General features: G+C 38.7%; 13 protein-coding genes and 1 pseudogene. 10 read left to right on the top strand and 4 right to left on the bottom strand.

Features of this window, described 5'->3' with window-relative positions:
* The first annotated feature begins 1 nt into the window (after window position 1).
* The 4 genes from ACU5DF_RS14210 to ACU5DF_RS14195 are packed head-to-tail and all read left to right on the top strand — an operon-like array spanning window position 2 to window position 3625.
* Window positions 2-1192 (top strand): beta-ketoacyl-[acyl-carrier-protein] synthase family protein, encoded by a 1191-nt coding sequence (locus ACU5DF_RS14210; protein WP_446713340.1) that lies wholly within the window; start codon window positions 2-4, stop codon window positions 1190-1192.
* Complete coding sequence (locus ACU5DF_RS14205) at window positions 1189-1659, top strand: hotdog family protein (RefSeq protein ID WP_446713339.1); 471 nt, start codon at window positions 1189-1191, stop codon at window positions 1657-1659. Before ACU5DF_RS14210 ends, ACU5DF_RS14205 begins: the two co-directional genes overlap by 4 nt.
* Window positions 1660-1667: 8 nt before the next feature.
* On the top strand, window positions 1668-2393 hold the full coding sequence (locus tag ACU5DF_RS14200; protein WP_446713338.1) for a 3-ketoacyl-ACP reductase FabG2: 726 nt from the start codon (window positions 1668-1670) through the stop codon (window positions 2391-2393).
* The gene (locus tag ACU5DF_RS14195) at window positions 2390-3625 is read left to right on the top strand and encodes a beta-ketoacyl-ACP synthase (RefSeq protein WP_446713337.1); all 1236 of its coding nucleotides are present in this window, start codon (window positions 2390-2392) and stop codon (window positions 3623-3625) included. The genes ACU5DF_RS14200 and ACU5DF_RS14195 overlap by 4 nt, the downstream gene beginning before the upstream one ends.
* Window positions 3626-3747: 122 nt before the next feature.
* Here ACU5DF_RS14195 and ACU5DF_RS14190 read toward each other — a convergent pair whose 3' ends face one another.
* On the bottom strand, window positions 3748-4194 hold the full coding sequence (locus ACU5DF_RS14190; RefSeq protein WP_446713336.1) for an META domain-containing protein: 447 nt from the start codon (window positions 4192-4194) through the stop codon (window positions 3748-3750).
* A gap of 123 nt (window positions 4195-4317) precedes the next feature.
* Here ACU5DF_RS14190 and ACU5DF_RS14185 point away from each other — a divergent pair, with 123 nt between their 5' ends.
* On the top strand, window positions 4318-4506 hold the full coding sequence (locus ACU5DF_RS14185; protein ID WP_446713335.1) for a hypothetical protein: 189 nt from the start codon (window positions 4318-4320) through the stop codon (window positions 4504-4506).
* A gap of 177 nt (window positions 4507-4683) precedes the next feature.
* On the top strand, window positions 4684-6321 hold the full coding sequence (locus ACU5DF_RS14180) for a methyl-accepting chemotaxis protein (protein ID WP_446713334.1): 1638 nt from the start codon (window positions 4684-4686) through the stop codon (window positions 6319-6321).
* Window positions 6322-6488: 167 nt separating this feature from the next.
* On the opposite strand, the pseudogene ACU5DF_RS14175 reads toward ACU5DF_RS14180, so the two are convergent.
* Window positions 6489-6731, bottom strand: a pseudogene (locus ACU5DF_RS14175) (META domain-containing protein); the annotation flags it as partial.
* 238 nt (window positions 6732-6969) lie between these two features.
* Between ACU5DF_RS14175 and ACU5DF_RS14170 the strand changes: the two are divergent.
* Window positions 6970-8604, top strand: coding sequence for a methyl-accepting chemotaxis protein (locus tag ACU5DF_RS14170; protein ID WP_446713333.1), 1635 nt, complete (start codon window positions 6970-6972; stop codon window positions 8602-8604).
* A 184-nt stretch (window positions 8605-8788) separates the two neighbouring features.
* Here ACU5DF_RS14170 and rplY read toward each other — a convergent pair whose 3' ends face one another.
* Window positions 8789-9067, bottom strand: a complete 279-nt coding sequence (rplY, locus tag ACU5DF_RS14165; protein WP_017022066.1) for a 50S ribosomal protein L25 — start codon at window positions 9065-9067, stop codon at window positions 8789-8791.
* Between the two features lie 241 nt (window positions 9068-9308).
* On the opposite strand from rplY, the gene ACU5DF_RS14160 reads away from it, so the two are divergent.
* Window positions 9309-9734, top strand: coding sequence for a cytochrome c (locus ACU5DF_RS14160; protein ID WP_446713332.1), 426 nt, complete (start codon window positions 9309-9311; stop codon window positions 9732-9734).
* Window positions 9735-9770: 36 nt separating this feature from the next.
* Here the strand turns inward: ACU5DF_RS14160 and radD are convergent, their stop codons facing one another.
* The gene (radD, locus tag ACU5DF_RS14155; protein ID WP_446713331.1) at window positions 9771-11495 is read right to left on the bottom strand and encodes a DNA repair helicase RadD; all 1725 of its coding nucleotides are present in this window, start codon (window positions 11493-11495) and stop codon (window positions 9771-9773) included.
* A gap of 105 nt (window positions 11496-11600) precedes the next feature.
* Between radD and ACU5DF_RS14150 the strand changes: the two genes are divergently transcribed.
* Together ACU5DF_RS14150 and ACU5DF_RS14145 are read left to right on the top strand one after the other, a co-directional pair.
* Window positions 11601-12842 (top strand): esterase/lipase family protein, encoded by a 1242-nt coding sequence (locus tag ACU5DF_RS14150; protein WP_446713330.1) that lies wholly within the window; start codon window positions 11601-11603, stop codon window positions 12840-12842.
* A 110-nt stretch (window positions 12843-12952) separates the two neighbouring features.
* Window positions 12953-14485: a phospholipase D family protein gene (locus tag ACU5DF_RS14145; protein ID WP_446713329.1), complete on the top strand. Its 1533-nt coding sequence runs from the start codon at window positions 12953-12955 to the stop codon at window positions 14483-14485.
* The last annotated feature ends 29 nt before the right edge of the window (window positions 14486-14514 follow it).

Here is a 14514-nt window from a genome sequence, read left to right as displayed (position 1 = left end):
AATGAGTGCATTTCCTGTATATATTCATGCCTGTGGTTCGCATTCCGCATTAGGCAAAGAGATAGTTGATATCCATCAGACGCTTCAAGGCACAAAAGCACCATCGATGAGAGCAGAAGATGGTTGGCTAAATGATGGAAAATCAACCGTTGTTGGTAAAGCTGAAGGTGAATTGCCAACGGTACCATCGCAACTGGCTGCATTTGATACTCGAAATAATCAGCTAGTACTGTCTGCATTACAGCAAATTGAAGAACAAATTCAGCAAGCAAAAGAAAAGTACGGCGCTGATCGTATTGCTGTGGTGGTAGGGACAAGTACTTCTGGGATCTCTGATGGTGAAGTGGCACTTAGTGCCAAGCTAAATTCTGGCGAGTTTTCTGAAGGCTATCATTACCATAAGCAAGAGTTGGGTAATCCTGCAGAATTTATTGCAGAGTATTTAGAACTTACCGGTCCAACGTATGCAATTTCTACGGCGTGTTCTTCGAGTGGTCGTGTCTTTTTATCTGCAAAGCGATTATTAAAATCAGGCTTTGTTGACGCGGTTATCGTTGGCGGCACAGATACCTTGTGTAAATTAACACTGAACGGTTTTAATAGCCTAGAAGCGTTATCAAATACGCCTTGTTTACCATTTAGTCCGAATAGAAAAGGGATTAATATCGGTGAAGCAAGTGCGTATATGCTACTGAGCGCAGAGCAAAAAGACTCCGATGATCCCATTACTCTATTAGGGGCGGGTGACAGCTCAGATGCTCATCATATATCAGCCCCTCATCCAGAAGGAAAGGGAGCAATAGAAGCGATGGAAAAAGCATTAAAAGATGCAGGACTTAATGCCGAAGATATTGGTTACATTAATGCTCACGGCACAGCGACACCATTGAATGATGCGATGGAATCAAAAGCTGCACATGCTGTTTTTGGCTCTCAGACGCCAATCAGTTCAACCAAGCCATTAACCGGACATACGTTAGGAGCGGCTGGTATTATTGAGGCTTCAATTTGTTGGCATATACTCAAATTCAATTTAGCATTGCCTGTACAAATCAATGATGGTGAGATTGATCCTGAATTAGCCGAGATTAACTTGGTTCAAAGCCAGAGTTTAGAAAAGAAAGCGATCATCAGTAACTCTTTTGCTTTTGGTGGCAACAATATTAGTTTAATTTTTGGGTATCATTCATGAGCCATATTCCAGATTTAATCGACCTTTTGCCTCATGATATGCCATTAGCTTTAGTTGATGAGTTGATTGATGTGCAAGAGCTGTCCATTCATTGCAGAGTGACTATTAGCGATAAGAATATTTTCTTTAATCATGAAACAAAAACCATTCCTGCATGGGTTGGTATTGAGTTCATGGCACAAAGTGTTGCAGGGTGGTCTGGTTACCACGCGTGGAAAAAGGGCAATAAGTCACCGATAGGCTTTTTGCTTGGCAGCCGAAAATATAAAGCGGAGTGCAGTGAATTTCAACAAGGCGACACACTCGACATTTTTGCAGAGCAAGTGCTTGAGAATAATGGCATGGCAGTATTCAGTTGTTATATTGAATCAAATGGTCAGCAAGTGGCTTCGAGCCAGCTTAATGTATTTGTACCAACAGAAGAAAAATTAGAAGAGCTTCTCGCTCCTAAGCAAGATAAGCAGTAGAGGGAACCATGACAAGACAAGTATTAGTGACCGGAGCCAGTAAAGGTATTGGTCGCGCTATCTCAGAGCAGCTAGCAAAAGATGGGTTTTATGTAGTTGTTCACTATATGAGTGATCAAGCAGGCGCAGAACAAACATTGGCGACGATTGAAGAGAATGGCGGTTCAGGTCGCTTAATTCAATTTGATATTAGTAATCGCGCGCAGTGTAAAGAGAGATTAGAAAACGATATTGAAACTTATGGTGCATATTATGGCGTTGTGAGTAATGCAGGTATTACTCGTGATACAGCATTCCCAGCAATGACAGAAGAAGAGTGGGATGGTGTTATTCATACCAACTTAGACAGCTTCTACAATGTACTTCATCCTTGCGTAATGCCTATGGTTCAACTGCGTAAAGGTGGTCGTATTGTGACATTAGCGTCAGTATCGGGCATTGTTGGTAACCGTGGTCAAACTAACTACAGCGCAGCTAAAGCCGGAGTTATTGGTGCGACTAAATCGTTAGCACTAGAATTAGCAAAACGTAAAATTACAGTAAACTGTGTAGCTCCAGGACTGATTGATACAGGCATGGTTGATGAGCATGTAAAAGAGCATGCATTACCACAAGTACCATTGCGTCGTATGGGTGATCCAGAAGAAGTTGCAGGTCTTGTTAGTTACCTAATGTCAGATGTAGCGGGTTATGTGACTCGCCAAGTTATTTCTATTAATGGTGGTTTAGTATGAGTCGTCGCGTAGTCGTTACAGGTATGTCTGGTGTAACCGCTCTAGGTAGTGATTGGAACACGGTAGGCGAAAACCTTCGTAAGTGTGAAAATGCTACTCAATATATGCCAAGTTTTGAGGTCTATGATGGCCTAAATACTAAGCTTGCCGCACCGATTAATGACTTCACTTTACCAAAGCATTACACCCGTAAGAAGATCCGTTCAATGGGCCGAGTGTCACTACTATCTACTGTTGCTTCTGAACAGGCACTAGAGCAGAGTGGTTTGATTGGTAATGACGTTTTAACCAATGGACAAACTGGTATCGCTTTTGGTTCATCGACAGGTTCAACAGACGCAGTTGGAGCATTCGGTGTCATGCTGAGTGAGAAAAGTACCAAAGCGATTACAGCAACAACTTATGTAAAAATGATGCCTCACACAGCAGCAGTAAACGTCGGTTTATTCTTTGGTTTACGTGGCCGTGTTATTCCAACAAGCAGCGCGTGTACATCAGGTAGCCAAGCGATAGGTTACGCGTATGAAGCGATTAAACACGGTTACCAAACGGCGATGGTTGCTGGTGGTGCTGAAGAATTATGCCCAACAGAATCAGCGGTATTTGATACTCTGTTTGCAACAAGCTTAAAAAATGATGAACCTAAAACCTCACCAAGCCCGTACGATAAAGATCGAGATGGTTTAGTTATCGGTGAAGGTGCAGGCGCATTAGTATTAGAAGAATATGAACATGCGAAAGCTCGTGGTGCAACCATCTATGCAGAATTAGTTGGCTTTGCGAGCAACTGTGATGCAGCCCATGTAACACAACCTCAAATGGAAACCATGCAACTATGTATGGAAATGTCATTAAGAGATGCAAACTTATCGCCAGAGAACATTGGTTATGTATCAGCTCACGGTACAGCGACTGAACGTGGTGATATTGCAGAGAGTACAGCAACAGAGAACGTATTTGGTTCATCGATGCCAATCAGTTCACTGAAGTCTTACTTTGGTCATACGTTAGGGGCTTGTGGTGCGATTGAAGCGTGGTTATCGATAGAGATGATGCGTAACAATTGGTTTAGCCCAACCTTGAACCTAAACAATGTTGATGAACGTTGTGGCAAGCTTGATTACATCACAGGCACAGGTCGCGAGATTGATTGCAATTACATCATGAGTAATAACTTTGCTTTTGGTGGAATTAACACATCACTTATTTTTAAGCGTTGGACTGAAGCCTAGTTTTTCTCTTTAAATGATAAATTTGAAATAACAGATAAGAAAAAACCGGTGAGGGAAATTCACCGGTTTTTTTGTATCTTCAAATTGGTTAGATCGAAGATAGAATAATTAACACGACTTGATTAGTTTACCCAATCACGCAGTGTGAATGTTAATTCGTGCTCTTGACCTTTAAGGATCAAGTTTTCTTTAGTTAGTGTAATATCGCTCCATGTAGATAGAGTGCTAGACATAACTTGTTCAGTTGTCATCACATCGCCCATACACATTTTCATTGTCATTCCCATTTTCTCAATGCGGAATTGACCTTCAGCGTTTAGTTCACCTTGACCAAAGAAGTTATTACAGCCTGCGTTACCATTAGCTGTCATTTTCTCGCCAATCTCAAGACGTGGAGCTTCCATTTTTTCAGGAGTTGCAACGTCTTTGCCGTCAACTTGAGTTAACTGCCAGTTGTGGTGCTGAAGCATATCTGCTGAAACTTGAGTGTCAGCCATTAGGTTATCGCCATTGCTTGCACATGCAGCCATTAATACAGGTAAAGATACAGCCACTAATAATTTTTTCATTTTAACTCCTAGAGAGACTCATTAGGGATGCCTAATGTTTAATGTCACTAAGTATAAGAGATAAATTGGATCTTTTGTCAAAAAAAAGTAAAAAACAGAGTTCAATTTACTGATATGAACACCGTGATAGTTTCAACCTGTGAAGAGCAACAACAAATATCAGAAGAGATAAATCGCTCTTTATCTGGAATTAGAGCATTAATACAAGAAAGTAAAAATGGTTCAGAAAATATAGCGTTAGCGAGCTCTAAAGTAACAGACTTATCTAATGAATTAAGTGAAATGGTAACGGGCTTCAAAACTGCGAGTTAAGAATTGCATTGGTTATTTATCGTACTGATTAGTAATGTTACCTAGGCTTGACTATACTGTTGATGTGAAATTATTCATATTTAATAGTCAGGTTGGTAGCATTTATCTTACATAAAATAGAGCGCATATAATTATAGAATAGCGCCTTGTTATGTTTTTAGTACTAAGGTTGTCAGTATGCTAAATAAAATTTCAGTTCAAAACCGTTTAATTATTAATACCATTTTACCTGTGTTAGTTATCGTTTCTCTCAGTATTTTAGCAATGAGTGAATTAGGTAAAGCTAATCGTGGTGCTGAAACGATTTATATAGATCGTGTGGTTCCATTAAAAGGATTAAAGGTTATTGCTGACGATTATGCAGTCTTGATTATTGATGCTGTAAATAAAGCTAATTCAGGGCTTATTACAGGTTCAGAAGCTTTAAGCAATGTTGAGCATGCAATCCAAGATATTGATAAAGAGTGGAAGTCTTATATGTCGACAGAGCTAACGTTAGAGGAATCTAAGTTAGCTCGTGAAGCAGAAACTTTATTTATACCCGCTCAAGCCGCATTAGTCAGTTTAAAGCAAAAATTAAATAACTTAGGTTCAGGTGATGTTACGGGAAAGCTTGACGATTTCGACGGTGCTTTATATACCAGTATTGATCCAATAAGTGAGAAGATCACAGAGTTAGTTGATTTACAACTTAGAGTAGCAGAAGAAGAGTACCGTGAGATAAACAAGATTTATGATGAATCGATAGTTGTAATGTCGGTTATCTCAGTTATCGTTTCTCTTTTATTGATAGGGTTTAATCTGAATAATTTCATAGTTATTCGAAATTCTCTCACTATATTACGCTCGGCAATGAAAAACGTTTCAAAAAATATGGATTTAAGAGTAAGGGCTAGTGAAGAAGGTCCGGCTGATTTAGTCGATATATCAACGGGTTTTAATAAGATGCTCAGTAATATTAATACGCTTGTGAATAATATGAATACCGTCTCGGGACAGTTGGCATCCAGTGCAGCAGAGATGAATCAAATTAGTATTGAAGCTAATGAACAGATAATGCAACAAACACTAGAAATGGAACAAGTAGCAACAGCGATGGAAGAGATGGTATGCGCTTCTCGTGAAGTCACTGAAAGTGCAACAAAAGCCGATTTATCTGCGCAAGAAACGTTAGATAAAGCGAATAAAGGAACTGATGTAGTGAATAGCTCTGTTACTGCCTCTTTGAATTTAGTTGGACAGATAGATCAAGTCAGCGAACAAGTATTATCTGTTGAGGTTGAAACTGATGGTATTGGTTCAGTTATTGATGTGATTAACGGCATTGCTGAACAGACGAATTTATTAGCTTTAAACGCAGCAATAGAGGCAGCTCGTGCAGGTGAGCAAGGAAGAGGCTTTGCGGTTGTTGCTGATGAAGTAAGAACCTTAGCATCGAGAACTCAAGTTTCGATCACTGAAATTCAAAGTGCGATTGAACGTTTGCAAATAGGCATGAAATCAGCGGTAAAAGAAACGCAATCAAGCCAATCCCAAGCGCAAACTACAGGAGATAAGGTAGGGGAGACAGGGGATGTTCTTGAGTCAATTATAACATCGGTAGAAAGTATTACGGATATGAATACTGTAATTGTGTCAGCGTGTGAAGAGCAACAACAAGTATCTGAAGAAATTAACAGATCTTTATCTGGTATAAGTTCATTAACGCAAGAGAGTAAAAATGGTGCAGAAAAAATTGCACTATCAAGCTCTAAAGTTACATTGCTTTCTAAAGAATTAGGTGAAATGGTGTCTAGCTTCAAAATAGAAAAATAAGGTGAGGGCAATTAAACTTTATGAGTATAAGCCACTGAAAACATATTCGGAACCGCCGTATGCGACCCAGGCTTGTACGGTGGTGTGAGGAGGCCTCCTCCTCGATTCTTCAGATTGGTTATATCAAAGATAAAATAATGACTGAAATAACCATTCACACTATTTGATTAGTTTACCCAATCACGCAATGTGAACATTAGTTCGTGCTTTTTCCCTTTAAGGATTAAATTTTCTTTTGTTAGTGTAATGTCACTTCAAGAAGAGAGAGTGTTAAACATCGCTTGTTCCGTTGTCATTGCATCACCCATACATATCTTCATAGTCATGCCCATTCTCTCAATGCGAAATTGACCTTCTGTGTTTAGCTCACCTTGGCCAAAGAAGTTATTACAACCAGCGTTACCGTTTGCTGTAATTAGAATAGGTGGGTATATGGCAATTAATAATTTCTTCATTGAAACTCCGAAAAAGATAAATATAAAGTAAAACTTCTTTTACAAAGCGAATTAATCCTTTAGTATTCACCTCCTTAATAGTGTGATGCGTATCACAGTAATTTACCTTATGTTATTAACATTTAGGTAGCATTTAATTACTGATGTAGCAACGTGTGTCATAAAATGTAATGTATAAAAGGTACCTTGAATTATGAATCATATATCAGTTAAAAATAGGTTAATTATTAATACAATATTGCCTGTATTTTTTATAATTGTATTAATTATTCTTTCTTTATATCAATTAGGTAAAGCGAACCAGAGTGCGGAAACTATGTATTTAGATCGTGTCGTTCCTTTAAAAGGACTGAAAATGATCTCAGATGACTACGGAGTCTTTATTATTGATACTGTAAACAAAGCAAATTTAGGGTTAATTTCTCGTACACAAGCATTAGATAATGTAATTCTTGCTATTGATGATATAGATATTAAATGGGCAGGTTATATAGCAACCACATTAACAACAGAAGAAGAAAGATTAGCTAGAGAAGCTGAGGTGTTATTTGTAGCAGCAGATAAATCACTACGTCAATTAGAGGATTTATTGAGGAAGTTACCATTAGAAAACATTACCGGAAAACTTGATGGATTTAATGGTGTTTTATATAGCAGTATTGATCCAATTAGTGAAAAAATAGCAGAACTTGTCGATCTTCAACTAAATGTGGCAGAAGAAGAATTTAACCATATACATAATCTTTATAATACGTCGGTAACGAAACTCTTAATTATTGGTGGGGTTATTGCCGCAATTCTCGCATTCTTTAATATTAATAATTTTTCAGTAATTAGATCATCATTAGGTCGCCTTAGTTCTGTCATGCAGCAAGTATCTCAAGATATGAACTTACAGGTATTAGCTTGTGATAAAGGTCCTTCTGATTTGGCTAAAATATCCAAAGATTTTAATCTAATGATTTCTAATATTAACGGCTTGGTTAATGATATTAATCAAGCATCTAATAATTTGGCTCAAAATGCACAAAAAATGAGTGAAATTAGTACAGAGACCAATAAACAAGTATTACAACAAACATTAGAAGTAGAACTAGTTGTGACGGCAATGGAAGAAATGGTTTGTTCGTCTCGAGAGGTAACACAAAGTGCAAGTAATGCTGAGGGTTCAGCACAAGAAACAACGCTACGAGCGAACACTGGCCGTGATGCTGTAGAAGATGCCGTATCAGCCTCTACCATTTTAGTTGGAAAAATTGATAATGTTAATGAATTAGTTTTATCTGTAGAAGTAGAAACGGATGGTATTGGTTCTGTAATTGATGTAATTAATGGAATTGCAGAGCAAACTAATTTATTAGCATTAAACGCAGCGATTGAAGCTGCCCGAGCAGGGGAGCAAGGCCGAGGTTTTGCTGTTGTTGCCGATGAAGTAAGAACACTTGCTTCTCGTACGCAATCTTCAATTACCGAGATACATAATGCGATTGAACGCTTACAAACTGGAATGAAAGGTGCTGTAGCAGAAACTAAATCAAGTCAAGAACAAGCGAATATGACTGGTAAACAGGTTGGTTATACAGGCGAGGTTTTAGAATCTATAGTTACATCTGTTGGTAGCATTACAGATATGAATTTAGTCATTGTATCTGCATGTGAAGAGCAGCAGCATGTAGCAGAAGAAATTAATCGTTCTCTGAATGGGATTAGTGATCTAACTAAAGATACTAAAAAAGGTGCAGAGCAGTTGGCGATAACAAGTAGTACGGTTATGAGTTTATCTGATGACTTAAGTCGAATGGTATCCAGCTTTAAAGTAGCAAGTTAATACTAGAGAAGTAAAAGATAAACAGAAGGTGAAGGTCTGCATTGTAAAAATAATGCGGACTTTTTATTTTCTATACCAGATAGATTAAAGCCCCGATACTGGTAATATCAGGGCTTTAAAGGGGTTGTTATTTCAATTGGTAAGAAAGAAATAACATAATGCAAAAGAGTAAAACAGACTCGAATTAGATGCGGATGAAGTCCATGTGCTCAACTTTAGGCTTAAACGCGTGACGTTGAACGTCTTGCGGCTTAACCTTAACAGTAGCGCCATCGATTACTAGCTCAATTGCTTCGTAAAACTCAGGCTTATCCATTTGGTTGATAACATCAGAGTGGATTAGTTCGATTGATACTGGAGCTTCTGTGCCACCGTAAACGATTGCAGGGAATTTACCAGCGTGACGAAGGCGGCGGCTCGCACCCTTACCTTGTTCAGTACGTACTACTGCTTCAAATTTCATAGTCTTTACTCTCAAAAATAGTAAAATAAAAAAATGCCATTAAGCTTAGCGACCTAACTTAACAGACTTTTCGTTTCGAAAAACGAGCGCGAATAGTACCATCAGATTATTTATCTAACAACCTATTTTCGTGTGTTTTAAATAGTATTTTTCTAAGGTAAAGAAATCACCGCTAAGATAGAGCATACATGGCATGCAATCTCAATTGGCATTGGATTGATTGAAATGAATGGAGGCAAATATGAAAAAAATAGGGATAGTTGGGCTACTTTCGTTTTCAGTAATGGCAGCAGATTACTCTCAAGAGATAGAGACTCGGCAAGATAATTTTCAGCATCTCGATGCGACCGCTGATTTGTTAGATGATGAATTTGACAAAGGTGTATTAGATTGGGATCGCATTATGCCGTTAGCCCAAAGTGCGTACTTAACAGTAGAAGAGCAGAAAACCCTGTTTCCAGAAGGAAGCGCAGACAACAGCCGAGCGCGGACTAAAATTTGGGAGCAAAAAGCAGAGTTTGAAGGCAAGTTTAATACCTTATCGCAGCAATTCATGTTAATTAGCGAAGCGGCAGTAGAGCAAGATGAAGTGGCAGCACGGGCAGCCCTTGATAAAGCGTTCTCTCAGTGCCGCTCTTGTCACATGAATTATCGTTCGCTGTGGTAATTTGTTAGATAATATCAATGCCAGTAATTATCTAAATCACTCTTCAAAGATCTTATCGCGAATCGACCAGAATTTTCCTTGTTTACGAGCAATTACAAAACTCGGTGGACGAAAACGGTGTTGGTTATTCGCGATTTTAATTGCGGTTGTTTCTTCAAATGGACGATGTCTATCAACCAAATGAGGGCGCACAAAGTTATTCAAAAATAATTGCTTCTGTTTTTTGGTCACCATTTGCCATACTTCATGTAATTCAGAATCATCATCACCTAAATAGGTAACTTTAAGTTGTGGCTTATCGAACTGATTTTTCCCCGCAGTAAGGGTTAAATCAATACAATTTAGGATACGTGCATCTTTCAGTTTCAAGGCTTCTTTTAGCTTCTTATCTGGATCAACCAAGATCGCATCACACTCATGACAAATACGTGCAGCAATATCATTATCTGCACCACATTCATTGCAATATTTGGCTCTAAAACGATAGCCACACTCTTCACGAGTCCCTTCATCATCTTCAAAATAACCTTGGCAACGACGACCAAAATGCTCAAGTAAAAAGCCATTACTGTCTAACTTGCCCCAGAAGTTATTATTAAAACCACAAGCAGGGCAGGGAATAGTAATGATCTCGCTGTTACTGTCAGGTTTAGGGTCGCCCACTTCTGGTTGGTAGAGATCGTAGCAATTACCCGCGTAATCTAAAATGGTACACTCTGTTTTTCCTTCCGCTAAACGTAGGCCTCGACCTATGATTTGTTGGTATAAACTGACAGATTCTGTTGGACGTAAAATAGCGATTAAATCAACATGAGGCGCATCAAACCCCGTTGTTAATACCGAAACATTAACTAAAAATTTGGTTTGTTGCTTCTTGAAGCGTTGAATAATGGCATCACGTTCAATCACTTTGGTATCGCCAATCACCAATTCGGATTGATCTGGTGGCAGTAATGATAATATCTCTTGAGCATGGCGAACCGTTGCTGCAAAGATCATCACGCCTTTTCTGTCTTTTGCGTACTCCACAATTTGCTGAACAATTTGCGGAGTGGCACGCTTAGACTCTTCAATCACCAAATCTAATTCAGACTCTTTGTATTTACCAGTAGAAGCGGGTTTTAATTGTGAGAAGTCATAACTCAATACTGGGGCATCTAACAGTTTTGCTGGGGTTAAAAAGCCTTCATCCAATAGGTACTGAATAGGCAGTTCAAAAATACAATCACGGAAAAATCGAGGCGTATCAGTTTTGACTTGTCCACGGGTATGGTATTGGTAAATCCAACCCATACCTAAGCGATAAGGCGTTGCGGTTAATCCAAGCACCTTAATACCAGAGTTTTGAGCTTGTAGATGTTCAATCACTTTACGATAACTGGTGTCTTTGTTATCAGGCACTCGATGACATTCATCAATAACTAATAATGAAAATTGGTCTTTAAACGAATCAAGGTTTCTAACCACAGATTGCACAGAGGCAAATACCACTTTTTTATCGTTCTCTTTACGACCTAATCCTGCTGAAAATATAGAGGCTTCTTCGCCATAGCCTTCGTATTTTTCATGGTTTTGTTCAACCAATTCTTTAACGTGAGCAAGCACCAATACACGACCTTTAGCAATACGCGCCAACTCCGCTATTACCAAACTTTTCCCCGCACCAGTAGGCAACACTAAGACTGCCGGAGAGGTATGCTTTCGGAAATAATGAATAACGGCTTTAACGGAATCTTGCTGATAAGGGCGTAACGTATACATGGATATAAACACAGTGGTAAAGACAAGTTGGCATCATATCAGAATATAAAAGATTACTCTCTTTGTTTTCTTGCTAAGATAAATATAGTTGATTTAAGGATGAATATGACAATGAGACTATTACTTACGGTGTTATTACTAAGCTCGGTATTATCTGGTTGCAGTAATTTTAAAAACTTATCCCATGAGATGAAGGCGATTGATTCATTAACTCATGAGTATACGCTTACTTTGAGTGAACCTGTTTCTGGATCTGCGATTGTGATCGAGCAAATCAAAGACATTAATAAGAGTGATATTGATGGCTATGATGCCATTATTGGTAGCGAGAGCATTGATTTACAAATGTCGAATGACATCCATTATTTATTACTTTTTGAAGATAAGAATAAAGATTTAACACTGCAATCTGACGAAGCATTTAGTCTTATTAATTTGCACGATTATAAAGATAAAGCGGAAATACTTGTCACGTTAAATGTGAATGGAAAAGCGATCCCTAAGGCATTTGTTGATCGTTCTTTATCGTCACTACTGAATATTGAGTTAGATCTGGTTAATATTGGCAAAGTGGTCAGTCTACGTGATCCGCCGTTTGATAAAAAAAATGCAGAGTTAGGCATGTGGCAGCCACTGACTTTTTTACTTGAAAATAATACTGGGCTCTATTTTTTATCTGAATATGACCCAAAGAAGATCCCGATTTTATTTGTTCATGGGATCAACTCAACTGCCTCTGATTTTACAGCTTTAATTGATAAAGTAGACCAATCAAAGTATCAAGTGTGGGTATTTAACTACCCTTCTGGTTTATCGTTGTTTTTAACCTCAAAAGGTCTTGCTAATGTGTTGTACACCGTTGCAAGTGAATACAATATTCAACAAATGCACATTGTTGCACACAGTATGGGAGGCCTTGTCGTTGAAAACTATATGCGCCAATGTAATCTTGGTAAGCTGTGCCAATTCGTAAATAGTACCTCAACCATTTCTTCACCATTTGGTGGGGTTGAATCAGCAAAACAAGGTGTTGAGTACTCGCCAGTAGTCATGCCTGCATGGGTTGATTTAAACCCAGATGGCGAGTTTATTGAAGGGCTATTCAAAGATAGAAATAAAGGCAATACCCCCCACTTTTTATTGTTTGGTTATAACTCTGGTGATTTGCTTAATACCAACAGTAATGATGGCGTAATTGATTTATCAAGCCAGTTAGACCGCGAAGCTCAGTTACATGCCGAGAAAATACGTGGCTATGATGAAGATCATTTGAGTATTTTAGATAATGATCAACTGTTTGATGATTTATCGAATTTCTGGATAGAGACAGAGACAGAGCGTGAGTGATGAGTCTGATATACTCTCTTTATATAAAGATCTCATCATCAATTTCAGATCTCTCAGGATTGATTGTTTAATATTAAAAATTGCTCAATAGTAAAAAGGAAGTTTAATAAATGTCAGTGCTTAAACGCATTAATATCACCCTATTTTTTGTCGCTATTCTTTCAGGGTGTGGATCACTTCCTGATGAGGTTGAACACGCTAATGAGCCCGCTGTTACGCCATTAGCAAGTCGCTTATCTGAGTTAAGAGACACATCGTTACCTCAAAAAGAGACACAAGAAACAAGTGCGGTTTTGCTGCAAGATTCAGGGTGGGATGCACTCGCTCAACGCTTAGCATTAATTGAAACCGCCGAACATTCCATTGATATCCAGTATTACATCTGGAACTCAGACGCATCAGGTCATTATCTTGCAAGCCGTTTATTAGCTGCTGCTGATCGCGGTGTAAAAGTACGTGTAATGCTCGATGATATCAATTTGAATGAGCGTGAAGATCTCTTGATTGCACTTAACTCGCACCCTCAAGCTGAGATCCGTGTGTTTAATCCTATTCCAACTCGCCGCGGTGTTACCAAATGGGTGAACTTCTTAGGGGATTTCTCTCGTTTAAATCGTCGTATGCACAATAAATCATTCACTGTTGATGGGGCTTTCTCTGTTGTTGGTGGACGCAATATTGGCGATGAATATTTTGATCTCTCTGATGACATTAACTTTCGTGACCGTGATGTCTTAGTGACGGGCTCTGTGGTGGCTGATATTCAGACGAGCTTTAGTCAATATTGGGACAGTACTTGGTCTTACCCTGTTGATTTATTGGGTAAGGCAACATCACCAGATCAACCCGTATTGGATGAGATAGCAGCACCAATTTATACAAATTATCCGGCCTTACCAGAAGGCAATAAAATCGCACACCAATTCTTACAAGATCTGATGGGTAAAATGACTTGGGTTAACGCCCGTTTTGTATTTGATCGCCCAGTACCTTTAGACACAAACAATACCAATGAACCCAAAGCAACAGCGAAAGAATTAGCTAAACTAGCCAGTGAATCAGATAAAGAGATCGTATTAGAATCGGCTTATTTGATATTTGATGATAGCCAATTAGCAGAGTGGCAGAAGTTAAGTAACAACGGTGTGCAAATAAAAGCATTAACTAACTCAATGGCCTCAAATGATTTAACCACTAATCACTCTGGCTATGCAGGTCGCCGTAAAGATATGCTTGAGCATGGTATACAATTGTTTGAGTTAAAGCCAGAAACTGAATTGTGTGAGGAATCGACCCGTAATGTGTCTAAATGTGCGCCAACATTAGCGTACGGTCTTCACGCCAAATCCGCTGTTTTTGATGATAAAATAGCGAGTATCGGCTCTTTTAACTTCAATTTACGCTCAACTTACCTTAATACAGAATCAATTCTAATTATTAAAAATCAAAAGATTGCAGAGCGTCTTGCTAGCGATATAGAAAAAGCGATGGATGAAAAGAACAGTTGGCATTTGAAGTTGCAAGAGGGGGATATTCGTTGGTATTCAGGTGAGCAGTATTGGGAAAAAGAGCCCGAAACTGGCCGATGGGAGCGATTTGAATCCCGATTATTGCAATTGCTGCCAATAGAGAAATACTTGTAAATCGAACAGAACGTTAAGACATTAAACCA

This window comes from Aliivibrio wodanis (assembly GCF_052920805.1).
Note: the sequence above shows the minus strand (reverse complement) of the source record. Positions and strands in the feature narration are given on the sequence as shown.